The sequence below is a fragment of the Luteimonas wenzhouensis genome, from assembly GCF_007859305.1.
Classification (GTDB): Bacteria; Pseudomonadota; Gammaproteobacteria; order Xanthomonadales; family Xanthomonadaceae; genus Luteimonas; species Luteimonas wenzhouensis.
This window is the reverse complement of the sequence record NZ_VOHE01000001.1, coordinates 762,261-788,793: the sequence shown is the minus strand read 5'-3', so window position 1 is coordinate 788,793 and position 26,533 is coordinate 762,261. Positions and strand designations below refer to the sequence as shown.

The window sequence follows — 26,533 nt, the reverse complement described above, 5'->3', positions numbered from 1 at the left end:
CCTTCCAGCCACCCAGCTGGGACATACAATCCACTTCGGCCACGGCCGGCCCCGTTTTGTTGCCTCGAGAACAACAATTCTGCCGGGTCGGCCGTGCGCCTCTCTCCCCTCAGTTGGGAGAAGAACCAAGAAAAAGCCCGGCGTTCGCCGGGCTTTTTCCGTATGGCGCGGTTGCGCCGGATTACCAGATGATCACGCGGTCGTCGCCGTCGCGCACCATCGGGTCGCCGGGCTTGCAGTTGAACGCCTCGGCGAACGCGGGCAGGTTGGACGGGGCGCCGATGGCGCGGAACTGCGCCAGGGCGTGCTCGTCGGTCACCAGGCGCTTGCTCAGCTCCTCCGGGGTGAAGTTGCGGCGCCAGACCGTGGCCCAGTTCAGGAAGAAGCGCTGGTCGCGGGTCAGGCCGTCGGTCATCGGGTCGGGCTGGCCCTGCGTGGCCTTCTTCATCGCGTCGTAGGCCGTGGCCAGGCCGCCGAGGTCGCCGATGTTCTCGCCAAGGGTATGGGTGCCGTTGAGCGTGCGGCCATCGGGGAGCTTGTAGGCGTCGAACTGGGCGATCAGCTTGGCGGTGCGTTCCTTGAACGCGGCCGCGTCGGCCTCGGTCCACCAGTTCTCGAACTTGCCGGTCGGCCCGAAGCGGCTGCCCTGGTCGTCGTAGCCGTGGCTCATCTCGTGGCCGATCACCGCGCCGATGCCGCCGTAGTTCATCTCGTCGGTCGCCTCGGGATCGAAGAACGGCGGCTGCAGGATCGCGGCCGGGAACACGATCTCGTTCTGCAGCGGGTTGTAGTAGGCGTTGACCATCTGCGGCGGCATCGCCCATTCGGTGCGGTCCACCGGCTTGCCGATCTTGTTGATCATCCAGCGATAGTTGAACTCCTGCGCCGCCAGCACGTTGTCCAGGTAGCTGTCGCGGCTGGTCTCCAGGCCGCTCCAGTCGCGCCACTTGTCGGGGTAGCCGATCTTGGTGGTGAACGCGGCCTGCTTTTCCAGCGCCTTGGCCTTGGTTTCGTCGCTCATCCACTCCAGGTTCTGGATCCGCTCCTTCAGGGCCTCGCCGAGGTTGGCGACCAGCGCTTCCATCCGCTCCTTGGACTCGGGCGGGAACGCGACCTTGACGTACATCTGGCCCATGGCCTCGTCGATCTGGTTGTTGATCGTGGCGAGCACCCGCTTCCAGCGCGGCTTGATTTCCTTCTGGCCGCTCAGGGTCTTGTTGTGGAACTCGAAGTGCTGCTGCACGAACTCGTCGGACAGGTACGGCGAGGCGTTGTCGACCACGTGGAAGCGCAGGTAGCTCTTCCACTGCTCGACCGGCACGTCCACCAGCATCGCGTCCACTTCGCGGAAGAAGTCGGGGACCGAGACCGAGAACAGCTTCGGCTGCTCAATGCCCTGGACCTCGAAGAACTTCGTCCACGGGAAGTTCGGGGTCAGCTTGTCGGCGTCGGCCACCTGCATCGGGTTGTAGTACAGCGACACGTCGCGCGAGAACTCGGCGCGCGACTTCGACACCTTGGCCAGGCGGGTCTCGAACGCCATCACGTCCCTGGCCTGCCGTGCGGCTTCGTCGGCCGGCACGCCGGACAGCTCCAGCACCCTGGCGATGTGGGCGACGTAGGCCTCGCGGATCGCCGCGTGCTTGTCGTCGGTGTAGTAGGGCGTGTCGGGCAGGCCCAGCCCGCCCTGGCCGGTGACGGCGATGTTGATCGAGGAATCCTGGAAGTCGGGCATCGCCGCGACGCCGAGCAGGAAGCCCTGGCCCCTGGCGGCGGTGCGCTGCAGCCAGTCGACGAGACCGGCGGTGTCGGAGAGCGCGTCGATCGCGGCCAGTTCGTCCTTCAGCGGCTCGATGCCCTGGGCGTTGATCTTCGCCTCGTCCATGCCGGTGGCCCAGAAATCACCCACCAGCTTTTCGACGCCGGTCGCATCCTCGAGGCTGGCCGCGTGCTGCGCGAGCTGGTGCTGGACCGCGGTGGAGCGCTCGTCGAGCATCTCGAACGCGCCCCAGTTGGTGCGGTCGGCCGGCACCGGGTTGGCCGCGAGGAACTTTGCGTTCACGTAGCCGGCGAAGTCGACGCAGGCGTTGATCGTGTCGTCGAGGTCGGACGGCTGGAAGCGGTTGACCGGCGGCAGGCTGGCCTCGTCGAGGACGAAGGACGGCTGCGCGGCGGTGGAATCGGTGGCGGGGGCCTGGTCCCTGCCGCAGGCGGTCACCGCGAGGGTGACGGCGAGGGACAGGAGCAGCAGGCGGGGTGCGGGTGCACGCATGGAATTCTCCGTGGAGCGGCGGAAGCGGCGGCCACGGCGGTGGCCGTGGCCGGTTGTGCGCCGCACTGTACGCCTGCGTCCTGTCCGGGAAGGGTGTCGGAGGTCATAGGCGCCCGCGGCGGCCCGGCTGCGGGAACGCGCGCGCGCAGGCAAAATCGGGACCTGTCCAGGGTGGAGGCACGGCATGCGGGTCCATTTCCACGGCGCGGCGGGCGAGGTGACCGGTTCGATGCACCTGGTCGAGGCCGCGGGCCGGCGGATCCTGCTCGACTGCGGGATGATCCAGGGCGGCCGCGAGATGGAGGCGCGCAACTTCGAGCCGTTCCCGTTCGACCCGGCCTCGATCGACGCGCTGGTCGTCAGCCACGCCCACATCGACCACGTCGGCCGCATCCCGCGCCTGGTCTGGCAGGGCTTCCGCGGCCCGATCTACATCCAGGACGCCGGCGCCGACCTGCTGCCGGTGATGCTGCTCGACGCCGCCTCGCTGGCCGAGAGCGACGCCGAGCGCGAGAACCGCAAGCGCCGTCCGGGCGAACCCGAGGCGATGCCGCTGTTCACCCGCGAGGACGTGCACGACGTGCTCGACCTGGTGCGCCCGCTGCGCTACGGCGCGCGCACAGCGATCGCGCCGGGGGTGGAGATCGCGTTCCGCGACGCCGGCCACATCCTCGGTTCCTCGATCGTCGAACTGTGGGCGGAGGGCCGCAAGCTGGTGTACTCGGGCGACCTCGGTCCGCACGGCACGCCGATCCTGCGCGACCCCGAACCGGTCCGCGACGCCGACCTGGTGCTGATGGAGTCCACCTACGGCGACCGCAACCACCGCGACCGGCTCGACACCATCCACGAGTTCGGCGACCTGCTCGAGCAGGCGTGGAACGCGCGCGGCAAGGTGCTGATCCCGGCCTTCGCCGTGGGCCGCTCGCAGGAGCTGCTGTACTGGTTCGCGCGCTACTGGGACGAATGGCAGATCTCGCGCTGGCGCATCTTCCTCGACAGCCCGATGGCGGCGAAGGTGGTCGCGGTCTACGACCGCCACCGCACGCTGTTCGACGAGGAGGCGCGCGAGGTCTGGAAGCGCCGCCCCAATCCGTTCACCCTGCCGAACCTGCACCTGACCGACAGCACCGAGGCCTCGATGGCGATCAACCGGATCGAGAACGGCGCGATCGTGATCGCCGGCAGCGGCATGGCCAACGGCGGCCGGATCCTGCACCACTTCCGCCACAACATCGAGCGCCGCGCCACCCACGTGGTGTTCGTCGGCTACCAGGCCGAAGGCACGCTCGGCCGCCGGCTGGTGGACGGCGCATCGACCGTGCGCATCCACGGCGAGGAGTACCGGGTCAACGCGCAGGTCCACACCATCGGCGGCCTGTCGGCGCATACCGACCAGTCCGGGCTGCTGGCCTGGTACGGGCACTTCGAGGGCAACCCCCCGGTGGTGCTGGTGCATGGCGAGGACCGCGCGCGCGAGCCGCTCGCGCGCGAGCTGCGCCGCCGCGGCGCGGGCGAGGTGACGCTGGCGCGGCCCGGGACGGCGGTCGAGGTCTGAGCGCTCAGGCCGGCGGCTTGCCCGCCGGGTCCTGCGTCGGCGCCTGCGGGGTCGCCGCCTGCTCGGCGCCGGCGTTGAGCGCCACGGAGGGCCGCTTGGGCGGCACGAACGGCGTCGGCTTCGGCGCTGGCGCGCCGCCCTGGCGCCGATTGCCGATGACCAGCCGCGCGCCGGCGCGCGAATCGTTGCTGGCCACTTCCATCTCGAAGCGCTCGGCGTCGAGCTTGCGGATCTGGGTGGAGATCGCCGCGGCCTCGTCGGCGGGCACGCCGAGCGCGCGCAGGGCCGCCTCGCCGAAGGCCACGGCCGAGCCGAAGGTCTCGCGCACCTGCACGTCGACCCCGGCCTTGACCAGCTGCAGCGCATGCTGGCGGTCGTAGGCGCGCACCAGCAGCTTGGCCTGCGGGAAGTGCCGCCGCGCCAGTTCCACGATCCGGTTGGCGGCGGCGCGGTCGTTCACGCACACCGCCAGCGCACGCGCCGTCCCCGCGCCCGAGGCGCGCAGCACGTCGAGCCGGCGGCCGTCGCCGTAGTACACCTTGAAGCCGAACTCCGACGCGCTGCGGATCATGTCGATGTCGTTGTCGATGATGGTCACGTCGACATCGCGCGCCAGCAGCGACTGGCTCATCACCTGGCCGAAGCGGCCGAAGCCGATGATCAGCACGCTGCCGGTCTGGCCGCCGGCCACGTCCACCCCGTCGAGTGACGGGGGGGTGGTCTCGCGCAGCAGCGGCCGCACGGCGAGGGTGGCCAGCGGGGTCAGCACCATCGACAGCACCACGGTCGCGGTCAGGCCGTCGCTGGTCGGTCCGTCGATCACGCCCGCGGCCTCCGCAGCCGCGTACAGCACGAAGGCGAACTCGCCGCCCTGCGCCATCAGCACCGCGCGGTCGAGCGCGTCGCGGTGGCTGCTGCGCAGCAGCCGCGCGACCACGTAGATGCACGCGGCCTTGGCCAGCATCAGCGCCGGCACCGCCAGCAGCACCAGGGTCCAGCCGTCGCGGACCACCGCCAGGTCCAGCGACATGCCCACGGCGAGGAAGAACAGCCCCAGCAGGATGCCGCGGAACGGTTCGATGTCCGCCTCGATCTGGTGCCGGAACGTGGACCCGGACAGCAGCACGCCGGCCAGGAAGGCGCCCATGGCCATCGACAGCCCGCCCATCTCCATCAGCACCGCCGCACCCAGCACCACGAGCAATGCCGCGGCGGTCATCACCTCCCGCGCCTTGGCCGCCGCCAGCAGCCGGAACAGCGGATTGAGCAGGTACAGCCCCGCCACCACCAGGCCGAGCAGCGCGGCCGCGGCGATGCCCACGGCCACCAGCCCCGAGGGCGCGTCCGGATCCGCGGGCGCGTGCGACATCACCGCCACCAGCGCCAGCAGCGGCACGATCAGCAGGTCTTCGAACAGCAGGATCGACACCATGCGCTGTCCGCGCGGCAGCGCGATGTCGCCGCGTTCGCCCAACACCTGCATCACGATCGCGGTCGAGGTCATCACGAAGCCCGCGCCGCCGATGAACGCGGCCTGCGGCGCGAGGCCGAGCAGCCACAGTACTCCGGTGAGCGCTGCGCCGGCGAAGCCGATCTGCAGTGCGCCAAGGCCGAAGATCTGCCGTCGCAGGTTCCACAGCTGGGACGGGCGCATCTCCAGCCCGACCACGAACAGGAACATCACCACGCCCAGTTCGGCGAAGTGCAGGATCGCCTGCGGATGCGAGAACCAGCCCAGGCCGAACGGCCCGATGGTGATGCCCGCGGCCAGGTAGCCGAGCACCGAGCCCAGCCCGAGCCGCCGGAACAGCGGCACGAAGACCACCGCCGCGCCGAGCAGGGCGACGGCGCCAACCAGCAGGGTGTCGCCGCCCGCGCCGGCCGCCATGGCGTCAGCGCCGTCGCCCGGGCGTGGCCTGCGACAGCAGCAGGAAGCCGCCGACCAGGCCGGCGTTCTTCATGAAGTGCAGCAGCTGCGCGCTGCGGGCCGGCTCGGCCAGGCCCCAGAACGGGTGGTTGAGCACCGCATCGGCCACCAGCAGGGCGGCGCATGCCAGCGCGAGCCCGCGCACTCTCCAGCCCGCCGCCACCAGCACGCCGAGCACCAGTTCGGCCGCGCTGAAGGTCAGGGTGGCGCCGCTGGCGGACGCGCCCTGGTAGGCGGCCCACAGGCGCCAGGCCCCCATCACGATGAACACGCTGGCCAGCAGCAGGCGGGCGAGGACGGTTCCGGGACTCGGCGGGGTCGGTCGGAAGGACATGCGGCGCTCGCGGGGCGGGTTCGCCGGCAAGGGTGTCACAGCCGGCGACCGGCTTTCCACCGGCCCGGGCCCCGCCTGCCGGCGGGATGGCGGTCCCGGGGCGCGACCGCTACAATGACGGCGTTTGCAACACGGCTGCCCACCTGCACCAGTGCAGGCCACGATCCTGGCAGGCCGGCCCCGGGGACTCCCCGGCGGCGCCTCTCCCGCACGTCTTTCGTCGCGCAGACACGGCCCCGGAAGCCTCCGGACGCCGCCAATCATTGCCCGCAACGCGGATCTGGATGGTTCCGGGCAAGCCAGCCGAAGGCCTCGATCGATGCCCGTGCCCACGTTGGTGGCCGCACGGCGCGGCGGGGCGCGGCTGCCGAGGAGCAAATCCCACATGACGCCTGACACCACCCCCTTCGCCGCGCTGGGGCTTTCGCCCGCGCTGCTGCGCGCCCTCTCCGAGACGGGCTACACCACGCCCACGCCGATCCAGGCCCAGGCCATTCCCTTCGCCCTGCAGGGCCGCGACCTGCTGGGCGCCGCCCAGACCGGCACCGGCAAGACCGCCGCCTTCGGCCTGCCGCTGCTACAGCAGCTGGCCAGGGACACGCCCGCCAAGGGACCGCGCAAGCCGCGCGCCCTGGTGCTGGTGCCGACCCGCGAGCTGGCGGTGCAGGTCGCCGACAGCCTCAAGGCCTACGGCCGCCACCTGCGCGTGAACGTCACCATGGTCTTCGGCGGCGTGGGCATGCAGCCGCAGATCGACAACCTGCGCCGCGGCGTCGACGTCCTCGTCGCTTGCCCGGGCCGCCTGCTCGACCACCTCGACTCCGGCCACGCCAAGCTCGACGCGGTCGAACTGCTGGTGCTCGACGAGGCCGACCGCATGCTCGACATGGGCTTCCTGCCCTCGATCAAGCGCGTGCTCGCGCGCGTCCCGCAGCAGCGCCAGACGATGATGTTCTCGGCCACCTTCGAGCCGCGCATCCGCGCCCTGGCGATGGAGCTGCTCAAGAACCCGGCCGAAGTGCAGGTCGCCGCGCAGAACACCATCGCCGACACCATCGTCCACCGGGTGCATCCGGTCGACGCCTCGCGCAAGCGCGACCTGCTGGTCGAGATCCTGTCGCGGCGCCACGCCGACCAGGTGCTGGTGTTCGGCAAGACCAAGCACGGCTGCAACCGCCTGGCCGAACAGCTTGGCAAGGCCGGGTTGCCGGCGCTGGCGATCCACGGCAACAAGAGCCAGGCGCAGCGGCAGAAGGCGCTGGACCAGTTCAAGTCCGGCAAGGCGCGGATCCTGGTCGCCACCGACGTGGCCGCGCGCGGCCTCGACATCCCGAGCCTGCCGCTGGTGATCAACCACGACCTGCCGATGGTGGCCGAGGACTACGTGCACCGCATCGGCCGCACTGGCCGCAACGGCGCCAGCGGCGAGGCGCTGTCGCTGGTGTCGCCGGACGAGGCCGCGCTGCTGCGGCAGATCCAGCGCCTGCTCAAGGCGGGGATCGAGATGGAGGACGTGCCCGGCTACGCGCCGTCACAGCCGCTGCGCCTCGACTCCACCCAGCCGGGTCGCCGCAATGGCGGCGGCAAGCCCGGCGGCGGCCAGCGTCCGTCGCGCAAGCCCGGCCAGCGCGGCCACGGCAAGCCCGGGGGGCAGGGTGCGCACGCGCATGCCGGCAAGCCGGGCTCGCGCCCGGCGCGGGGCGGCAGCCGGCGCCGCGACACCCGCGCCTGAGCCCCGGCTGGAAACGGAAAGGCCGGTCCCCGCGGGGGGCCGGCCTTTCTGGTGCCCGCGTTCCGCGCGCTCAGCGCGGCAGGCGCAGCCGGGTGCGGTGGAAGTTCCCGGGAACGCCGTCGGCGCTGCGGGCGAAGTAGAGTTCGCCGCGCGCCCACAGCACGGTGGGGTGGTACTCGTCGGCGGCCGTGTTCACGCACGGGCCCAGGTTCACCGCTTCGGTGAACACGCCGTGGACCTGGCGGCTGACGTAGAGGTCGCCCCAGCCATGGCCGACGTCCTCGAGGCCGTCGTCGTCGCGGTCCAGGCGCACGAACAGCAGGGTTCGGCCGTCGGGCGAGATCTCCGGATTGAATTCCCAGCGCTCGGGCGTGTTCACGCCCGGGCCCAGCGGTTCCGGCGGACCGTAGCTGCCGTCGCGCCGCGGGCGGCTGCGCCAGATCTGCACGTCCCCGCCGGGCTCCGGTGCCTTGACCCGGGCGAAGTACAGGTTGCCGAGCAGGTCCGCGCTCGGATACAGCTCGTCGTAGCCCTCGGCGTTGACCTGGTCGCCGAGGTGCACCGGCTCGCTCCACCCGTGCGCGGTGCGGCGCACCATCCACAGGTCCATGTCCTGCCGGGGCCGGCCGTGCACCGGGCGCATGGACGAGAAGAACATCGCCGTCCCGAGCGGGGTCACGAACGGATCCATGTCGGCGTACGTGCCCGAGAACGGCACCACGGCCGGCGTGGACCAGCGGCCGCCCGGCAGGCGGCGCGAGGTGCGGATCTCGGCGCGCTCGCGCGTGCCGGGCCACCAGCCTTCGCTGTGCGACCAGTACGCCTCGGTGAGCAGCGGATTGAAGTTCAGCCGCCACTGCCAGCTGTCGGGAAGGGAAATGGTGCCGGGGGCGAACACCTCGGTCGGCGGGCAGGGCGGCGCGTGAGGGGAGGGCGACGCAGGGGAGGGAACGGGAGAAGGAGAAGGGGTCGGGGAGGGGCCGCCGCGCGCGTGCGCGCAGGCCGCGGCGAGCGCGGTGGTGAGTGCGGCGGCGAGCAGTCCGGCGGTCAGGGCATCGGATCGGATCATGGCGTTGCTCCGGCGACGGTGGGCCCAAGCAGGCGCCATCGGCGCGCACGACGCAACGCCCTTGTGACGAAGCGTCCGGATCGTGGGGCGAACGCCACCGCAGCGCTTGCGGACGCAGCCGGCCCGTTCCAGCATGGCGTGCATATGCGCTTGCGTCCCTGGCCCACGCTGCTGCTGGTGACCGCCTGGTGGACGCTGTACGGCGTGGCCTCCACCAGCCAGGCACTGAGCATGGAAGGCGCCGACGGCCAGGTGATGCCGCTCGGGCGCGCGGCCACGATCGGCTTCGCCTCGGCCTGGCTGTGGATCCCGCTGACCCTGCTGCTGCTGTGGGGCGTGCAGCGTTTCCCGCTCGAGCGCGGTCGGCTCGCGCAGCACCTGCCGGCGACCTTCGCCCTGGTGCTGGCGATCGTGGTGTTGCGCGCGCTGGCGGTGCTGGCGCTCAACCCGTGGGTCGGCTGGTACCACGGGCAGCCGGCGGTCGCCACGGTGCTCGCCGCGAGCCTGGCCAACAACCTGCTGCTGCTGTGGCTGATGGTCGGTGCGTGCCACGCCTGGCTGTACGCGGCGCGGGCGCGCGAGCGCGAGCGCCGGGCCGCGCGGCTGGAGGCCGACCTGGCCGGCGCGCGCCTGCAGCTGCTGGCCTCGCAGCTCAATCCGCACTTCATGTTCAACGCACTCAACTCCATCGCCGAGGTCGTGCACCTGGATCCGGATGCCGCCGACCGGATGCTGGTGGCGCTCGGCGCGCTGCTGCGCAGCAGCCTCGAGCGCCAGGCCACGCCGCAGGTGCCGCTGCGCGAGGAACTGGCGCTGCTGCGCCACTACCTCGACATCGAGTCGCTGCGCCTGGGCGACCGCCTGCGGGTGGAATGGCGGATCGGGGACGACGTGGGCGACGTGCGGGTACCGCCGCTGCTGCTGCAGCCGCTGGCCGAGAACGCGATCGTGCACGCGCTGGCGCGGCGCACAGGCCCCGGGCGCCTGGTCGTCGAGGCGCGGCGCGAGGGCCCCGCCCTGCACCTGGCGGTGTGCGACGACGGCGGCGGGCCTGATCCGGAGGCGCGCCCCGGCCACGGCCTGGCCAACCTGCGCGCGAGGCTGCAGCAGCTGCACGGCACAGAAGCCTCCCTGCAGCTGCTGCCCAATGCGCTCGGCGGCACCACCGCACGGGTCGTGGTCCCGTGCGCGCCCGCGCGCGAGGTCGCGGCATGACCTCGTTGCGTGCGGCCATCGTCGACGACGAGCCGCTGGCCCGGCGGCGGCTCGAACGCATGCTCGGCGACCTGGGCGGCGTGGAGGTGGTGGGCAGTTATCGCGACGGCGCCGCGGCGCTGTCCGGGCTGGCGCAGGTGCGGCCGGACGTCGTGTTCCTGGATGTGCGCATGCCCGGGCTCGACGGATTCGAGCTGCTGGAGCGGATGCCGGCGCCGGCGCGGCCGCGGGTGGTGGTGGTGAGCGCATACGGCGAACGCGCGCTCGAGGCGTTCGCGGTGGATGCGGTCGATTACCTGGTCAAGCCGCTGTCGCCGGTGCGCCTGCGCGAGGCGGTCGAGCGGGTGCGTGCACGGATGGCGCCGGTGCCGCCACCCTCGGCGCCCCTGCGTGAACCCGCCCCGGCGGCCGGCGGCTACCTCTCCCGCCTCGCGGTCCCGGACGGGCCGCGCCTGCGCGTGGTGGCGGTCGACGAGATCAGCATGCTGGTGGCACAGGGCAACTACGTCGAGCTTGTGCTCCCTGGTCGCAGCCTGCTGCTGCGCCAGCCGCTGGCCGCGCTGCTCGATCGCCTGGACCCGGCGCGCTTCGTGCGCGTGCACCGCTCGCGCGCGGTGCGCATCGACCTGGTCGAGCAGGTCGAGCCGCTCGGTGCCGGGCAGTACCGCCTGCGCCTGCGCGACGGCACCCGGCTCGCGTCCGGCCGTCGCTACCGCCAGGCGCTGCGCGCGGCGCTGGGGCTGGAGGGCTGAGTCCATCGACCGCGGCGCGCAATGCGCGGCCGCACGCCCGCCGCGCCGTTCAGTCGAACAGCACCACCTGGCGGATCGCCTCGCCGCGGGCGAGCCGGTCGAAGCCGGCATTGATGTCGTCGAGCGCCAGCGTGTGGGTGAGAAGCCGCTCGACCGGCAGCCGGCCGGCGCGATGCAGGGCCACGTAGCGCGGGATGTCGCGGCGGGGCACCGCCGAACCCATGTACGAGCCTTTGACCGTGCGTTCCTCGGCGACCAGGCCCACCGCCGGCACGCTGAACATGCGGTCGGGCGCGGGCAGGCCGACGGTGATCGTGCAGCCGCCGCGGCGGGTGGCGGCGTAGGCGGCGGCGAGCACGCGCTCGCTGCCCGCGGTCTCGAGCGCGTGGTCGACGCCGCCGCCGGTCGCCTCGCGCACCTGCGCGGCCACGTCGCCCTCGCGCGCGTCGATGCAGTGGCTTGCGCCCAGTTCGCGCGCCAGGGCCAGCTTCTCCGGCACCACGTCGACCGCGACCAGCGGCCAGGCCGAGCAGGCGGCGGCGCCCAGCACCGCCGACAGGCCGACGCCGCCGAGCCCGAACACCGCCACCGATTCGCCCGGGCGCACCCCGGCGGTGTTCACCACCGCGCCGACGCCGGTCATCACCGCGCAGCCGAACAGGGCGGCGATGGAGGGCGGCAGGTCCGGATCGATGCGCACCGCGGAACGTTCGGACACCACGGCGTACTCGGCGAATCCGGACACGCCCAGGTGGTGGTGCAGCGGCGCGTCGTGCGCGTCGCGCAGCCGCACGTCGCCGTCGAGCAGGGTGCCGGCGGCGTTGGCGGCCGCGCCGGGTTCGCACAGGACCGGGCGGCCGCAGGCGCACGGACCGCAGTGCCCGCACATCGGCACGAACGAGAACACGACCTGGTCGCCCACCCGCAGGCCGGAGACGCCGTCGCCCAGTTCGACCACCTCGCCGGTGGCCTCGTGCCCGAGCAGCATCGGCATGGGGCGCGGGCGCGAGCCGTCGATCACCGACAGGTCGGAATGGCACAGGCCCGCGGCGCGCACGCGCACGCGTACCTCGCCCCGCCCCGGCGGCTGCAGCCGCACGGTTTCGATCGCGAGCGGGCGCGACTGCGCATACGGGGCCGGCGCGCCCATCGTGCGCAGCACCGCGGCGCGCATCGTGGTCATGGCGCCGCCTCCACCACCAGCGGTGCGAGGGCCGCGCGGATGCGGTCCGGGATCGGCGTGCTGCGCCGGGTCTCGCGGTCGACGAATACGTGCACGAACCAGCCTTCGGCGGCAAGCGCGTCCTCGCCGGCGCGGAACAGGCCGATGCCGTAGCGCACGCTGCTGTTGCCCAGCTTCTCCACGCGCAGACCGGCATCGACGCTGCCCGGGAACGCGATCTCGCGCAGGAAGCGGCAATGCGATTCGGCGCACAGGCCGATCGCCGCGCCGCGGTGGATGTCGAGGCCGCCGACCGTGATCAGGTAAGTGTTGATCACGGTGTCGAAGTAGCTGTAGTACTCGACGTTGTTGACGTGGCCGTAGACGTCGTTGTCCTTCCAGCGGGTGGGGATGGACAGGAAGTGGCGGTAGCCGGCGCGCGTGCTCATGCGTGTTCCTCCGCGCCGGCGGTGGCCGTCGCCGGCTTCTGCTCGCGGCCCACCAGCAGCCACCAGCAGGCCAGCGCCGCGGCCAGCGCGATCCAGGGATCGAACAGCGACAGGGCCACGCCGCCCAGCACCGCGCTGCCGCGCTCGGCGTTGCTGCGCGGGATGCCCATGCCGATATAGGCGCAGGCGAAGCCGGTGGTGACCAGGGTGATGGCCAGTGCGACCCCCAGCAGCGGCTGCAGCCCGGTCAGCAGCGGCAGCACGAAGTAGATCACCGGCAGGCCCATCATGAAGTAGGAGATCAGCCCGCTGTGCAGGTCGCGCATGGCCTGCGGTCCCTGCCGCCAGCGCGACACCACCACCACGTGCACCCCTGCCCACAGCGCGCCCTGGGTGGTGAAGAACGGCGCGACCAGGCCCGCGGCGGCGTTGCGCACGGCCAGGGTCAGGTGCGAGCGGCGCGCGTCGATGCGGATCGGATCGTCCGGACGCGCGGGCTGCGCGTCGCGGATGACCGCTTCGGCGGTGACCCAGTCGCCGAAGGTGATCACGTACGTCAGCAGGACCAGCGGCAGCACGTCCAGGTACATCGACAGGGGCGGCCAGCCGATGGCGAAGGGCGACATCTTCGCCAGCGCGTCGCCCACCGGAGGCAGCATCCAGCCCCACTGCACGTCGTAGCTCACTTCGCCCACCAGCGGTCCCACGATGGCGGCGGCCAGGAAGCCGGGCAGCAGGCCCAGCGCGACCAGGTGGCGCAGCCACGGCAGGCGACCCTGCAGCCGCTGCAGCGGCGCGGAGAACACGACGACCAGGCAGATCGCGCAGGCCAGCAGGATCGACATCGGCTGCTGGTGCAGGAAGCGCGGCGCGTCGGTCACGAACACCTGCCGGAACGCGGCCAGCGCCGAACCGATCAGGATGGTGGCGCGCAGCGTCGGCGGCAGCCAGGCGATCAGGCGCGGTCCGGCGCGGGTGATGCCGAGCACGAACACCAGCACGGCGAACGACAGCGACATGGCGGTCATCGCCTGGAAGCGCAGGTCCGGCGTGTCGTAGCGTGGCAGCACGAAGGCCAGCACCAGGGGCAGCGCCGGCGTGGTCCAGCCCGGCGCGTAGGGTTCGCCGAACACCCACAGCGCGATGACGATCAGGGTGCTGACCAGCAGCGAGGCGGCGATGGCCTCCTCGAACGACATGCCGAAATAGCCGACGAGGATCGGCACCAGGGCCAGGCCGGTGGCGGTGGCGACCAGCAGGCCCTGCGCGATCTCCGGCCAGTGCGGGCGCGTGTGCAGGAACGGCAGGCGGAAGGTGAACGGCCCCCAGCGCCAGCCGCTGTTCTCGACGACCGGCGGCCGCTGCGCGCCGCTCACCGCGCCCGCCCGTCTTCGGCTTCCTGCAGGGCCCGCCACTGCACCTTGCCGGTGGCGCTGCGCGGCAGCGAGGTGCGGAACTCGACCTCGTGCGGCACCTTGTAGGCCGCCATGCGGCCACGCGCCCATTCGATGATGTCCCCGGGCGTCACCTCATGGCCTTCGCGCGGCACGATCACCGCCTTGGCGCTTTCGCCGCGGTGCGCATCGCGCACGGCGATCACGCAGGCCTCCTGCACCGCGGGATGGCCGTAGAGCATGGCCTCGACCTCGGCCGGCCAGATCTTGTAGCCCGACGCGTTGATCATGCGTTTGAGCCGGTCGACCATGAAGAAGTAGCCCTCGTCGTCGACGTAGGCCAGGTCGCCGGTGCGCAGGAAGCGCTTGCCGTCGATCTCGACGAAGGTCTCCGGATCGTCGGCGGGACGGCCGTGGTAGCCCAGCATCACCTGCGGGCCGTGGGAGACGATCTCGCCGACCTCGCCCGGCGGGAGTTCCTCGAAGGACTGCGGATCGACCACGCGCGAATCGACGTCGAAGATCGGCAGGCCCAGGCATTGCGGCTTGGGCCGGTGCACGGGGTTGAGATGGGTCGGGGCCATCGTTTCCGACAGGCCGTAGCCTTCCACGTAGTCGATGCCCCACAGCTGGCGGATGCGCTCGGCGACCGCCTTGGGCATCGCCGCGCCGCCGCCGGTCAGGATGTGCATCGAGGACAGGTCGAAGGCCGACAGGTCCTGGTGCAGGAAATCCATCAGCATGGTCGGGATCGCGGTCCAGGAGCCGCAGCGGTGGCGCTCGATCAGCCTGGCCGCGCAGGCCTTGTCCCAGCGCGTCATCACCACGATGGTGTTGCCGCGCCAGACCGGCGTGGTCACGCCGTTCTGCATGCCGGTGACGTGGAACATCGGCAGGTTCGCCAGCACCACGGTGTCCTTGGGGGCGAAGCACCACTCCGGCCCGGCCACGGTGGTGTGCATCACCGTGCGGTGCGTGTGCAGGCAGCCCTTCGGATGGCCGGTGGTGCCGGAGGTGTAGGGCATCACCGCGAGGTCGTCCGGTCCGGCCAGGTGTGGCGAGGGCGCCAGGCGTTCGCCCAGGGCGTCCGCCCAGGCGACGGTGCCGTCGAGGCGCTCGCGCGGCTGCGCGACCACGTCGGGCACGGGCAGGTCGGTGTCCGGATCGGCATAGTCGCAGTAGCTGGCGAGGACGGCGTGGTCGAGGTGCTCGCCGCGCAGCGGCAGCATCTCGGCCGCGAGTTCCTGCGCCAGCACGGCCACGCGCGCGCCGCTGTCGCGGACGATGTGCCGCACTTCCTCGAGCCGGTTCATGCAGTTGACCGGCACCACCACCGCGTCGGCGCGCAGGATGGCATGGAAGGCGATGATGAACTGCGGGCAGTTCTGCATGAACAGCGCGACGCGGTCGCCCCGCGCCACGCCGCAGCGCTGCTGCAGGTAGCCGGCGAGCGCGTTCGCCTGGGCGTCGAGCTCGGCGTATTCGAGCGCGCGGCCGTAGTAGATCGTCGCCGGCTTGCGCGGGTAGCGGCGCGCGCTGACCGCGAGGTTGTCGTACAGCGAGGTCTGCGGCAGTTCGAGGTGGTGGGGCAGGCCGGGCGGCCAGTGCGGGGAACGTTGCATGGTCGGCTCCTGGATGGGTCGCTGGCCGGAGGCTCAGTCGGCCAGCTGCGGCAGGACCAGCAGCTTGCCCACCGCCTCGCGGGAGAGCAGGGCGGAGAGCGCGGCCGGCGCCTGCGAGAGGGGATAGCGCCGCGACACCAGCGGCTGCAGCGCGCCTTCGCGCAGCCACTGCAGCAGCTGGCGGGTGTTGGCGGCGCTGGCCGCGGGTTCGCGCCGCACGAAGTCGCCCCAGAACACGCCCAGCAGCGCGGTGCCCTTGAGCAGCAGCAGGTTGGCCGGGACTTTCGGGATCTCGCCCGCGGCGAAGCCGACCACGAGGTGGCGGCCGCCCCAGGCCAGGGTGCGCAGCGCGGTCTCGGTGAGTGCGCCGCCCACCGGGTCGTAGACGATGTCCACGCCGGCCTTGCCGGCGTGTGCGCGCACCTGGTCGCGGAAGTCCCCGGCGCCCGGGTCGACGGTCGCGTCGGCGCCGCGCGAGCGCGCCGCCTCGCGCTTGGCCTGGGTGGAGGCCGCGGCGATCACGCGCAGGCCCATGCGCTTGCCCAGCTCCACCGCGGCCAGGCCGACGCCGCCGCCGGCGCCGAGCACCAGCAGGGTCTCGCCGGCCTTCGCCTGCGCACGGTCCTTGAGCGCATGCCAGGAGGTGCCGTAGGTGAGCAGGAAGCTGGCGGCCACGGCCAGCGCTTCGTCGCCGGTGTCGGCGGGCAGCGCCACGAGATGGCCGGCCTCGGCCACCACTTCCTCGGCGAAGGCGCCGTGGGTGGCAGTGCCGACCACCTTGTCGCCGGGGTGCAGCGTGTCCACGCCGTCGCCGACCGCGCTCACCACGCCGGAGAACTCCAGGCCCGGGGCGAAGGGCAGCTCGGGCCGGAACTGGTACTTGCCGGCCACCATCAGCGCATCCGGGTAGTTCGCCGCGGCCGCGTGCACGCGCACCCGCACCTGGCCGGGCCCCGGTTCGGGCAGGGGCAGTTCGCCGATGCGCAGTGATTCGGGTGGCCCCCATGCGTCGCAGACGACGGCTCTCATGTCCCGCTTCCTCCCCGTTGCTAGAAACGTCCCTCGGTGGCCTCGTACACGCGGTTGCGCAGCGCGACCAGCCGGGGCCCGAAGTCCTGCACCAGCTTCTCGCGCGTCATCACCGACACCCGGCCGCTGATATTGAAGGCGAAATGGCGGGTGCCGTCGGCCGAGACCATCGGCACGCCCACCGCGAACACGTCCGGGTTCCAGTCGCCCAGCGAGAACACGAAGCCGTAGGTCTCGTAGTCCTTGCGCGCGCGCTCGATGCCGGCGCGGATCTTCGGCCATGCCTCGGGCGGCACGGTGCGCTCGAGTTCGGCCAGGCGTTGCTCGAACACCTCGCGCGGACGCGCGGCGAGGTCGGCGCGGCCCAGCGCGGTGGTGCCGTGGGGCACGCGCGCGCCCTTCTCCAGCCGCAGGTTGAACATCGCGTCGCCCTGGCAGACTTCGAGCAGCAGCATGCGCAGCCCCTCGGGCACGGCGAGCATCACCGCCGCCTGGGTGTAGTCGGCCAGTTCCTGCATCAGCGGCTGGGCGATGTCGATCACGTCGTGGCCGGCCATGTAGGCGTGGCCGAGGCCCAGCACCGCGGGCCCGAGCGCGTACTTCTCGCGCGACGGCGCGTACTCCAGGTAGCCCAGGGCGGCCAGGGTCTGGGTGAGCCGCGAGACGGTGGCCTTGGGCAGCTTCGTGCGCCGGGCGATGTCCTGGTTGCCGAGGTAGCGGCCGTCGGGGTTCCCCCGGCCGTGTTCGAAGCAACGCAGGATCGAGAACGCGCGCACCACCGAGTTGACCAGCGGCGGGCCGCCCTCGGCCTGGGCCAGCGACTTCGGATCGCGCCTTGGGTTGCCCATGTCAGGCCGCCTCCCCGCGGTACTTGCCCAGCTCGAGGCGGGCAATGGTCTCGTGGTGCACCTCGTCCGGGCCGTCGGCCAGGCGCAGGGTGCGGGTATGCGCCCAGGCCTTGGCGAGGAAGCTGTCCTGGCTGACGCCCGCGGCGCCGTGCGCCTGCACCGCCCAGTCGATCACCTGTTCGACCGCCTGTGGCGCGATCACCTTGATCATCGCGATCTCGGTGCGCGCGGCCTTGTTGCCCACGGTGTCCATCATGCGCGCGGCGCGCATCACCATCAGCCGCGCCTGGTCGAGCAGGCAGCGCGAGCGCGCGATGCGTTCGCGCCAGACCGAGTGTTCGGCCAGCGCCCGCCCGAACGCGCGCCGCGACGCGAGCCGGCGGCACATCGCCTCGAGCGCGCGCTCGCCCACGCCGATCGCGCGCATGCAGTGGTGGATCCGGCCCGGGCCGAGGCGGCCCTGCGCGATCTCGAAGCCGCGGCCCTCGCCGAGCAGCAGGTTCGAGGCCGGCACGCGCACCTCCTGCAGGGCGACCTGCATGTGCCCGTGCGGCGCGTCGTCGTAGCCGTACACGTCCATCGCGCGCTCGACGGTGATCCCGGGCGCGTCGGCCGGGACCAGGATCATCGAGTGGCGGTGGTGGCGGTCCGCGCCGGGGTTGGAGATTCCCATGACGATGTAGACCGCGCAGCGCGGATCGCCCGCGCCCGAGGCGTACCACTTGCGCCCGTTGATGACGTAGTCGTCGCCGTCGCGCCGGATCGCGCACTCGAGGTTGGTGGCGTCGGACGAGGCCACGTCCGGCTCGGTCATCAGGAAGGCGGAGCGGATGCGGCCGTCGAGGAGAGGGTCGAGCCAGCGCGCCTGCTGCTCCTCGGTGCCGTAGCGGGCCAGCACCTCCATGTTGCCGGTGTCGGGCGCGCTGCAGTTGAACACCTCGGGCGCCCAGTGCACCCGTCCCATCAGTTCGCACAGCGGCGCGTAGTCGAGGTTGGACAGGCCCTCGGGGGCGCGCGGCGAGTCGGGCAGGAACAGGTTCCACAGGCCTTCGGCGCGGGCTTCTGCCTGGAGCCGGGCGATGAGTGTGCTCGGCTGCCAGGGATTGCCGGCGGCGCGGGCACGGGCCGCCTCCTCCTCGTAGGCCGCCTCGTTCGGCCACACCCGGCGCTGCAGGAAGTCGTGCAGCCGGCGCTCGAGTTCGCGGCTTCGGGGGGAGGGCGTCAGGTCCATAAGTTTCGCCTGATGGAACGATATTCCATAAAGTGCATCGATCCTATGCGTGCTTTCCGCAGGACGCAACCCGCCTGTCCGTACGTGGATCCTTGCTGCGATGCGGCATCTCCGGCTGTTGCATGGGCGTACGCACCCGTCTAGAGTGGTTCCGAAATACAGAATTAAGTTCCATTATACGGAATTAAAAGGGATGCCGACCGCCAGCTCCGCGCCGTCGCTTCATGTGCTCGTCCGCCGGGAGGATGTCGACCCGGCGCGGCTGGCGGGGCGGGTCGTGGTCGTGATCGACGTGCTGTTCGCCACCTCGACCATCGTGCACGCGCTGGGCGCGGGCGCCGCCGCGGTGTATCCGGCGCGCGACGACGGCGACGCGCGTGCCGCGGCCGCGCGCCGCCCCGGCGTCGTCATCGCCGGCGAGTACATGGCGCGTACCCTGCCCGGGCACGCGCCGGCCACCCCGCTGGCGCTGGCCCTGCACCTGGTCCGCGGCGGGGACCTGGTCTACCTCACCACCAATGGCACCCGCGCCATCGCGGCGTGTGCCGGCGCCGCGGCCGTTTACGCAGGCGCGCTGGGCAATGCCACCGCGCTGGCGCGGCACGTCGTCGCGCGCCATCCGGGGCAGCCGGTGCTGCTGCTGTGCGCGGGCTCGCTGGGGCGGTTCAGCCTCGAGGACTTCATCGGCGCCGGCCATCTGGCGCGTGCGCTGCGGGCCGCCGGCGACTACGCGCCCACCGACGCGGCGCTGGCGGCGGAGTTCGCCAGCATGGGCATCGACCCGGGCCGGGCGCTGTCGACGTCGCGGGTCGGGCGCATCGTGGCCGGCGCGGGGCTGGAGGCGGAAATCGCGCATGCCGCCGCCTGCGACACCTGCGACGTGGTGCCGGTGCTGCGCGACGGCGTGCTGGTGAGGGCGCAGGCATGAGCGGCGCCTTTCCCGCGGTGGAGGCGAATGTCGCGCGGCTGCAGGCCTGGCTGCGCGGCCATCTCGACGGTTTCGACGGCGAGCTGCAGGTCGAGCGCCTTGCCGGCGGCCGCTCCAACCCGGGCTGGCGCCTGCGCACGGCCGCGCGCGACTGCGTGCTGCGCGCGCGGCCCGGCCCGCGCGAGCTACTGCTGCCGTCGGCGCATGCGATCGAGCGGGAATTCCGCGTCCAGCAGGCGCTGGCTGGCAGTGCCGTCCCGGTGCCGGCGGTGCACGTGCTGTGCGAGGACGAGTCGATCGTCGGCGCCGGCTTCTACGTCATGGACTTCGTCGATGGCGAGATCTTCCGCGATCCGGCGTTGCCGGAGCTGCCCGCGCAAGGGCGCGCAGCCCGCTACGACGCGATGCTCGCTGCGATCGCGGCGCTGCACCAGCTCGACGTCGACGCGCTCGGGCTGCGCGACTTCGGGCGTCCCGGCCGGTACTTCGCGCGCCAGATCGACCGCTGGACGCGCCAGTACCTCGCCAGCCGCGACGGCGACATCCCGGCGATGGAGAAGCTGATCGCGTGGCTGCCCGGCGCGGCGCCGCGCGAGGACGACGAGCCGGTCGCGCTGGTGCACGGCGACTTCCGCATCGACAACCTGGTCTTCGCCCGCGGCGAGCCGCGGCTGCGGGCGGTGCTGGACTGGGAGCTGTCCACCCTCGGGCACCCGCTGGCCGACTTCGGCTACCACGTGATGACCTGGCACATCGTGCCCGGGTTCCTCGCCGGGCTGGGCGGGCTCGACCTCGACGCGCTCGGGATCCCCGGCGAGCAGTCCTACGTGCGCGAGTACGAGCGCCGCACGGGCTTGCGCGCCGGCGAGCACTGGGACTTCTGCCTGGCCTACAACCTGTTCCGCCTGGCCGCGATCCTGCAGGGCGTCGGCGCGCGCGCGCGCGCCGGCATGGCGACCGATCCACAGGCGGCGCGCTTCGCCGCGCAGGTGCCGATGCTCGCCGAGCTCGGCTGGGGCTTCGCCCTGCGCGCGGGAGCCACGCCATGAACCCTTCCCCTTTCCACATGCCACGGTGCTGACAACGACATGGCCGTAACCACGACACTGCGCGACGGCATCGCCGTCGTCACCTTCGACAACCCGCCGGTCAACGGCCTCGGCCTGGACGTGCGCCGCGGCCTGGCCGAGGCGCTGGACGCCGCCAACGCCGACGACGCGATCCACGGCGTCGTCGTCACCGGCGGCGGGCGCTTCTTCTCCGGCGGGGCCGACATCAAGGAGTTCAACACCCCGCGCGCCGAACAGGCGCCCAACCTGCACGACGTGATCGCCGCGGTGGAGTCGAGCGCCAAGCCGGTCTGCGCGGCCATCAACGGCACCGCGCTCGGCGGCGGGCTCGAGCTGGCGCTGGCCGCGCACTACCGCGTGGCCCGCCGCGGCACCGAGGTCGGCCTGCCCGAGGTCAAGATCGGCATCCTGCCCGGCGCCGGCGGCACCCAGCGGCTGCCGCGCGCGGTGGGGCTGGAAACCGCGCTGAACATGATCGTGTCCGGCGTCCCGGTGGCCGCCGAGCGGCTCGACGGGAGCGGACTGTTCGACGCACTGGTCGAGGGCGACGCGGTCGAGGCCGCGGTCGCCCTGCTGCGCGGGCGGATCGCGGCCGGCGCCGCGCATCCACGCCTGCGCGACCGCCAGGTCGAGCACGACGACGCGCAGGCCTTCCTCGCCTGGGCGCGCATGGGCGTGGCCGCGGCGTCCAGGCACTACCCGGCGCCGCCGCGCTGCGTGGATGCGGTCGCCGCTTCGCTGCGCCCGTTCGAGGAAGGCATCGCGGTCGAGCGCGAGGGTTTCACCGTGCTGATCAACTCGCCCGAGTCGCGCGCGCTGCGGCACGCCTTCTTCGGCGAACGCGCCGCCAGCCGGATCGACGACGTCGGCCCGGACGTGAAGCCGCGCCCGGTGGCGCGTGTGGGCATCGTCGGCGCCGGCACCATGGGCGGCGGCATCGCCATGAACTTCCTCAACGCCGGCATCCCGGTGGCGATCCTGGAGACCTCGCAGGAGGCGCTCGACCGCGGCATCGCCGCCATCCGCCGCAACTACGAGGGCAGCGCGAAGAAGGGCCGGATCACGGCCGCGCAGGTCGAGCAGCGCATGGGCCTGCTCACGCCCACGCTCGACTATGCCGCGCTGGCCGACGCCGACCTGCTGATCGAAGCCGTCTACGAGGAGTACGCGGTCAAGCAGGCCGTGTTCGGGAAGCTCGACGCGGTCGCGAAGGAGGGCGCCATTCTCGCCACCAACACCTCCTCGCTCGACGTCGACCGCATCGCCGCCTTCACCCGCCGCCCGCAGGACGTGCTCGGCCTGCACTTCTTCAGCCCGGCGAACGTGATGCGCCTGCTCGAGGTGGTGCGCGGCGCGAAGACGGTCAGGGACGTGCTGGCCACCGCCATGGCGGTGGCGAAGACCATCCGCAAGACCGCCGTGGTCTCGGGCGTGTGCGACGGCTTCATCGGCAACCGCATGATCGAGCAGTACGCGCGCCAGGCGACCTTCCTGCTCGAGGAGGGTGCGCTGCCGCAGCAGGTCGACCGGGCGATGGAGGCCTTCGGCTTCGCCATGGGGCCGTTCCGGATGGGCGACCTGGCCGGCAACGACATCGCCTGGGCGATCCGCAAGCGCCGCTACGTCGAGCGGCCGGACATGGTCTACGCGAAGAACGCGGACCTGCTGTGCGAGATGGGCCGCTTCGGCCAGAAGACCGGCAAGGGCTGGTACGACTACCAGCCCGGCGATCGCACCCCGCATCCGTCCGCCGAAGTCGAGGCGATGATCCTCGAGCAGTCGAAGGCGCTGGGGATCACCCGCCGCGAGATCTCCGACCGGGAGATCGTCGAGCGCCTGGTCTACGCCCTGGTCAACGAAGGCGCGCGCATCCTCGAAGAGGGCATCGCCGCGCGCGCGTCCGACATTGACGTTGTCTACCTCTACGGCTACGGCTTCCCGGCCTGGCGCGGGGGGCCGATGTTCCATGCCGACCAGGTGGGCCTCTACAACGTGCTGGCGGCGATGCGCCGTTACGCCCGCGGCCATCGCGGCGAGACCTGGGAGCCGGCGCCGCTGCTGGTCGAGCTGGCCGGGTCCGGCCGTTCCTTCAACGATCCGGTCGCGCGCCCGCGCGCCGCCGCCGCATGAGTCACGCCATGAACGAAGCCGTCATCGTCTCCACCGCGCGCACCGGCCTGGCCAAGAGCTGGAAGGGCGCGCTCAACCTCAGCCACGGCGCCACCGTGGGCGGACACGTGGTGCGCCACGCGGTCGAGCGCGCCGGAGTGGACCCGGCCGAGGTCGAGGACGTGGTCATGGGCTGCGCCTGGCCCGAGGGCGCTACCGGCAGCAACATCGCGCGCCAGATCGCGCTGCGCGCCGGCCTGCCGTCCAGCGTGCCCGGCGCGACCGTCAACCGCTTCTGCGCCTCGGGCCTGCAGGCGATCGCGCAGACGGCGCAGCGGATCGTCGCCGGCGAGCCGGGCGTGTTCGTGGCCGGCGGCGTGGAGTGCATCTCCACGGTGCAGAACACGATCAACCAGCACATGCTGGAAGACACCTGGATGCGCCGCCACCACCCGGCGATCTACATGCCGATGCTGCAGACCGCGGAGAACGTGGCCAGGCGCTACGGCATCGACCGCGAGCGCCAGGACCGCTACGGGGTGGAAAGCCAGCGGCGTGCCGCCGCCGCGCAGGCCGCCGGGCTGTTCGACGAGGAGATCGTGCCGATCACCGTGCGCCAGGCGGTGGTGGACCCGGCGACCAGGGCGATGGGCACGCGCGAGGTCACGCTCTCGGCCGACGAGGGCGTGCGCGCCGACACCACCTATGAAGGCGTGTCGAAGATCCGCACGGCGCTGCCCGGCGGCGTGATCTCGGCCGGCAACGCCAGCCAGTTTTCCGATGGCGCCTCGGCCAGCGTGCTGATGTCGGCCGCCGAGGCGGCGCGCCGCGGGATCCGCCCACTGGGCATCTTCCGCGGCTACGCGGTCGCCGGCTGCGAGGCCGACGAGATGGGCATCGGCCCGGTGTTCGCGGTGCCCAAGCTGCTGCAGCGCGCCGGGCTCACGGTCGAGGACATCGGCCTGTGGGAACTCAACGAGGCCTTCGCCGTGCAGGTGCTGTACTGCATGGACCGGCTCGGCATCCCGCACGAGCGGCTCAACGTCAACGGCGGCGCGATCGCGGTCGGCCATCCCTACGGCGTCAGCGGCGCGCGCCTGGTCGGCCATGCGCTGATCGAAGGCCGGCGGCGCGGCGTGAAGTACGTGGTGGTCACCATGTGCGTCGGCGGCGGCCAGGGCGCGGCCGGCCTGTTCGAGGTGGCCTGAGCCGATGACGGCCCTGCTGCTCTCGCGCGAGGACCTGTGCTTCCAGCTCTACGACTGGCTGCACGCCGAGTCGCTGCTGTCGGCGCCGCGCTTCGCCGCGCACTCGCGCGAGACCTTCGACGCGGTGATCGACAGCTGTGAGCGGCTGGGCGGGGACGTGCTCCTGCCGTGCCATGCGCTCTCCGACCGCGAGGAGCCCGGGTTCGACGGCGAAGCGGTGCGCCTGCCCGACGCGGTGGTCGAAGCCGTGCGTGCGCTGGCGGCCAGCGGCCTGGTCGCCGCCACCCAGGACGACGCGGTCGGCGGCCTGCAGCTGCCGGTGCTGGTGGAGAAGGCGGCGCAGGCCTGGCTGTCGGCCGCGAACATCGGCGCCTGCGCCTATCCGATGCTCACCGCCGGCAATGCCTCGCTGCTGCTGGCCCACGGAAGCCCGGCGCAGGTGGAGGCGTTCGCGCTGCCGCAGCTGCGCGGGGAATGGACCGGCACCATGTGCCTGTCCGAGCCGCAGGCCGGTTCGTCGCTCTCGGACATCACCACCCGCGCCGAGTACGAGCGCGACACGCCGCTCGGGCCCCGGTACCGGCTGTCCGGCCGCAAGATGTGGATCTCCGGGGGCGAGCACACGATCCTCGGCAACATCGTCCACCTGGTGCTGGCCAAGGTGCCGGACGCGGACGGGCGCCTGCCGCAGGGCACCCGCGGCATCTCGCTGTTCATCGTGCCGCGCACGCTGACCGCGGACGAGGGCGGAGAGCGCAACGACGTCAGCCTCGCCGGGATCAACCACAAGCTCGGCTACCGGGCCACGGTCAACTGCGCGCTCAACTTCGGCGAGGGCAGGTTCCGGCCGCAGGGCCGCGCCGGCGCGGTGGGCTACCTCGTCGGCAAGCCGGGCGACGGCCTGGCCTGCATGTTCCACCTGATGAACGAGGCGCGCATCGGCGTGGGGCTCGGCGCGGCTGCGTTGGGCTACACGGCCTACCTGCACGCGCTCGACTACGCGCGCAACCGGCCGCAGGGGCGGCTGCCGGGCCCGGCGGGCAAGGATGCGTCGCAGCCGCAGGTGCCGCTGGTCGCGCACGCCGACGTGCGGCGCATGCTGCTGGCGCAGAAGTGCTACGCCGAGGGCGGGCTGGGCCTCGTGCTCGCCTGCGCGCGCCTGGTCGACGAGCAGCGCATCGCGCGCGAGGCGGGCGACGGCGAAGCGGCCGCATCGAAGCAGCGCCTGCTCGACCTCCTGACCCCGGTGGTGAAGAGCTGGCCCTCGCAGTGGTGCCTGGCCGGCAACGACCTCGCCATCCAGGTGCATGGGGGCTACGGCTACACCCGCGACTACCGCGTCGAGCAGTTGTGGCGCGACAACCGGCTCAATGCCATCCACGAAGGCACCCACGGCATCCAGGGCATCGACCTGCTGGGGCGCAAGGTCGCGATGCACGACGGCGCTGCGTTCGAGGCCTACGTGCGGATGGTCGAGGCCACGCTGTCGCGCGCCGCCGGCGGTGGCTGCGCGGAGCTGGCGGACGCGCTGGCAGCGCGCCTGGCGCGGCTGCGCGAGGTCACCGCTGCGCTGCTGCGGGTCGATGACCCGGTCGCGCGCCTGGCCAATGCCAGTGCCTACCTCGAGGCCTTCGGCCACGTCACCGTGGCCTGGGTGTGGCTGGACCAGGTGCTGGCGCTGGGCGGCCGCGACGACGGCTTCGCCCGCGGCAAGCGCCAGGCGGCGCGCTGGTTCATGCGCTGGGAGCTGCCGCGCGTGGATGCGTGGCTCGACCGCCTGGCCGACAACGACGACACCGCGCTGGCCATGCGCGACGAATGGTTCTGAGGGAGCGCAGCATGACCGGCCACCGCCACCTGTTCGATCTCGACGGACGCATCGCCCTCGTCACCGGCGGCTCGCGCGGCCTCGGACTGCAGATCGCCGAGGCGCTGGGCGACTTCGGCGCCGCGGTGATGATCGCCGCGCGCAAGCGGCACGAGCTTGACGAGGCGCTGGCGCACCTGCGCGGCCGCGGCATCCGGGCCGAGGCCAGCGCCGTGGACCTGGCCGGGGACGGCGCGGCGGAGGCCCTGGTCGAGGCGACGCTGGCCGCGTTCGGTGGCATCGACGTGCTGGTCAACAACGCCGGGGCGACCTGGGGCGCGCCGGCCGAGGACTACCCGCTCGAGGCCTGGGACAAGGTGTTCAACCTCAACGTGCGCGCCCTGTTCGCGCTGTCGCAGCAGGTGGCGCGGCGGGCCATGCTGCCGCGCGGCAGCGGGCGCATCGTCAACATCGCCTCGGTCGCGGGCCTGCGCGGCAACGCCGGCGCCCTGCTCAAGACCGCCGCCTACAACGCGTCCAAGGGCGCGGTGGTCAACCTGACCCGCGCGCTGGCGGCGGAGTGGGGCGGCCGCGGCATCACCGTCAATGCCATCGCGCCCGGATTCTTCCCCTCGAAGATGAGCCAGGGGGTGATCGGCGCTCTGGGCGAGGACGCGCTGATGGGCCACGCGCCGCTGCGCCGGCTCGGCGGCGACGACGACCTCAAGGGCGCCGCGCTGCTGTTCGCCTCCGACGCCGGCGCGCACATCACCGGCCAGGTGCTGGCCGTCGACGGCGGGTACACGGCGGTATGAGC

The 26,533-nt window shown here is 72.4% G+C and carries 21 protein-coding genes; 10 read left to right on the top strand and 11 right to left on the bottom strand.

Going from position 1 to position 26,533, the window contains the following annotated elements:
- Positions 1-181 precede the first annotated feature (181 nt).
- Positions 182-2,248 carry a M13 family metallopeptidase gene (locus FQY79_RS03455; protein ID WP_186759734.1) on the bottom strand — a complete coding sequence of 689 codons (2,067 nt, stop codon included), beginning with the start codon at positions 2,246-2,248 and terminating at the stop codon, positions 182-184.
- A gap of 208 nt (positions 2,249-2,456) precedes the next feature.
- Here FQY79_RS03455 and FQY79_RS03450 point away from each other — a divergent pair, with 208 nt between their 5' ends.
- Complete coding sequence (locus FQY79_RS03450; RefSeq protein ID WP_146310755.1) at positions 2,457-3,830, top strand: MBL fold metallo-hydrolase RNA specificity domain-containing protein; 1,374 nt, start codon at positions 2,457-2,459, stop codon at positions 3,828-3,830.
- Between the two features lie 4 nt (positions 3,831-3,834).
- On the opposite strand, the gene FQY79_RS03445 is transcribed toward FQY79_RS03450, so the two are convergent.
- Together FQY79_RS03445 and FQY79_RS03440 are read right to left on the bottom strand one after the other, a co-directional pair.
- Positions 3,835-5,718, bottom strand: a complete 1,884-nt coding sequence (locus tag FQY79_RS03445; RefSeq protein ID WP_146310753.1) for a monovalent cation:proton antiporter-2 (CPA2) family protein — start codon at positions 5,716-5,718, stop codon at positions 3,835-3,837.
- Between the two features lie 4 nt (positions 5,719-5,722).
- Positions 5,723-6,091, bottom strand: a complete 369-nt coding sequence (locus FQY79_RS03440; protein WP_146310751.1) for a hypothetical protein — start codon at positions 6,089-6,091, stop codon at positions 5,723-5,725.
- 385 nt (positions 6,092-6,476) lie between these two features.
- Here FQY79_RS03440 and FQY79_RS03435 point away from each other — a divergent pair, with 385 nt between their 5' ends.
- The gene (locus FQY79_RS03435; protein ID WP_146310749.1) at positions 6,477-7,823 is read left to right on the top strand and encodes a DEAD/DEAH box helicase; all 1,347 of its coding nucleotides are present in this window, start codon (positions 6,477-6,479) and stop codon (positions 7,821-7,823) included.
- 70 nt (positions 7,824-7,893) lie between these two features.
- On the opposite strand, the gene FQY79_RS15325 is transcribed toward FQY79_RS03435, so the two are convergent.
- Positions 7,894-8,892: a PD40 domain-containing protein gene (locus FQY79_RS15325; protein WP_186759728.1), complete on the bottom strand. Its 999-nt coding sequence runs from the start codon at positions 8,890-8,892 to the stop codon at positions 7,894-7,896.
- Between the two features lie 144 nt (positions 8,893-9,036).
- On the opposite strand from FQY79_RS15325, the gene FQY79_RS15320 reads away from it, so the two are divergent.
- Positions 9,037-10,107 carry a sensor histidine kinase gene (locus FQY79_RS15320; RefSeq protein WP_186759726.1) on the top strand — a complete coding sequence of 357 codons (1,071 nt, stop codon included), beginning with the start codon at positions 9,037-9,039 and terminating at the stop codon, positions 10,105-10,107.
- Positions 10,104-10,859, top strand: coding sequence for a LytR/AlgR family response regulator transcription factor (locus tag FQY79_RS03425; protein WP_146310745.1), 756 nt, complete (start codon positions 10,104-10,106; stop codon positions 10,857-10,859). Before FQY79_RS15320 ends, FQY79_RS03425 begins: the two co-directional genes overlap by 4 nt.
- 49 nt (positions 10,860-10,908) lie before the next feature.
- Here FQY79_RS03425 and FQY79_RS03420 read toward each other — a convergent pair whose 3' ends face one another.
- Genes FQY79_RS03420 through FQY79_RS03390 form a run of 7 tightly spaced genes read right to left on the bottom strand, consistent with a single transcriptional unit; the run spans position 10,909 to position 18,594 of the window.
- Entirely contained in the window at positions 10,909-12,042 is a 1,134-nt protein-coding gene (locus FQY79_RS03420; protein ID WP_146310743.1) for a zinc-dependent alcohol dehydrogenase family protein, read from the bottom strand.
- Positions 12,039-12,470, bottom strand: coding sequence for an acyl-CoA thioesterase (locus FQY79_RS03415; RefSeq protein WP_146310741.1), 432 nt, complete (start codon positions 12,468-12,470; stop codon positions 12,039-12,041). Before FQY79_RS03415 ends, FQY79_RS03420 begins: the two co-directional genes overlap by 4 nt.
- A complete protein-coding gene (locus FQY79_RS03410; protein WP_146310739.1) occupies positions 12,467-13,846 on the bottom strand; it encodes a hypothetical protein in 1,380 nt (459 codons plus the stop codon). The genes FQY79_RS03415 and FQY79_RS03410 overlap by 4 nt, the downstream gene beginning before the upstream one ends.
- Entirely contained in the window at positions 13,843-15,486 is a 1,644-nt protein-coding gene (locus FQY79_RS03405) for a long-chain fatty acid--CoA ligase (protein WP_146310737.1), read from the bottom strand. The genes FQY79_RS03410 and FQY79_RS03405 overlap by 4 nt, the downstream gene beginning before the upstream one ends.
- 33 nt (positions 15,487-15,519) lie before the next feature.
- Positions 15,520-16,515 carry an NADPH:quinone oxidoreductase family protein gene (locus tag FQY79_RS03400; RefSeq protein WP_146310735.1) on the bottom strand — a complete coding sequence of 332 codons (996 nt, stop codon included), beginning with the start codon at positions 16,513-16,515 and terminating at the stop codon, positions 15,520-15,522.
- Positions 16,516-16,535: 20 nt separating this feature from the next.
- The gene (locus FQY79_RS03395) at positions 16,536-17,363 is read right to left on the bottom strand and encodes an IclR family transcriptional regulator (protein ID WP_146310733.1); all 828 of its coding nucleotides are present in this window, start codon (positions 17,361-17,363) and stop codon (positions 16,536-16,538) included.
- A 1-nt stretch (position 17,364) separates the two neighbouring features.
- Positions 17,365-18,594, bottom strand: a complete 1,230-nt coding sequence (locus FQY79_RS03390) for an acyl-CoA dehydrogenase family protein (protein ID WP_146310731.1) — start codon at positions 18,592-18,594, stop codon at positions 17,365-17,367.
- Positions 18,595-18,787: 193 nt separating this feature from the next.
- Between FQY79_RS03390 and FQY79_RS03385 the strand changes: the two genes are divergently transcribed.
- Genes FQY79_RS03385 through FQY79_RS03360 form a run of 6 tightly spaced genes read left to right on the top strand, consistent with a single transcriptional unit; the run spans position 18,788 to position 26,531 of the window.
- Positions 18,788-19,522, top strand: coding sequence for a 2-phosphosulfolactate phosphatase (locus FQY79_RS03385; RefSeq protein WP_186759724.1), 735 nt, complete (start codon positions 18,788-18,790; stop codon positions 19,520-19,522).
- A complete protein-coding gene (locus FQY79_RS03380; RefSeq protein ID WP_146310727.1) occupies positions 19,519-20,571 on the top strand; it encodes a phosphotransferase family protein in 1,053 nt (350 codons plus the stop codon). The genes FQY79_RS03385 and FQY79_RS03380 overlap by 4 nt, the downstream gene beginning before the upstream one ends.
- A gap of 39 nt (positions 20,572-20,610) precedes the next feature.
- Complete coding sequence (locus FQY79_RS03375; RefSeq protein WP_146310725.1) at positions 20,611-22,722, top strand: 3-hydroxyacyl-CoA dehydrogenase NAD-binding domain-containing protein; 2,112 nt, start codon at positions 20,611-20,613, stop codon at positions 22,720-22,722.
- Positions 22,723-22,730: 8 nt separating this feature from the next.
- Positions 22,731-23,909, top strand: a complete 1,179-nt coding sequence (locus tag FQY79_RS03370; RefSeq protein WP_146310723.1) for an acetyl-CoA C-acyltransferase — start codon at positions 22,731-22,733, stop codon at positions 23,907-23,909.
- A gap of 4 nt (positions 23,910-23,913) precedes the next feature.
- Positions 23,914-25,737 (top strand): acyl-CoA dehydrogenase family protein, encoded by a 1,824-nt coding sequence (locus FQY79_RS03365; protein WP_146310721.1) that lies wholly within the window; start codon positions 23,914-23,916, stop codon positions 25,735-25,737.
- Between the two features lie 11 nt (positions 25,738-25,748).
- Positions 25,749-26,531 (top strand): SDR family oxidoreductase, encoded by a 783-nt coding sequence (locus tag FQY79_RS03360; RefSeq protein ID WP_146310719.1) that lies wholly within the window; start codon positions 25,749-25,751, stop codon positions 26,529-26,531.
- Positions 26,532-26,533: the final 2 nt, after the last annotated feature.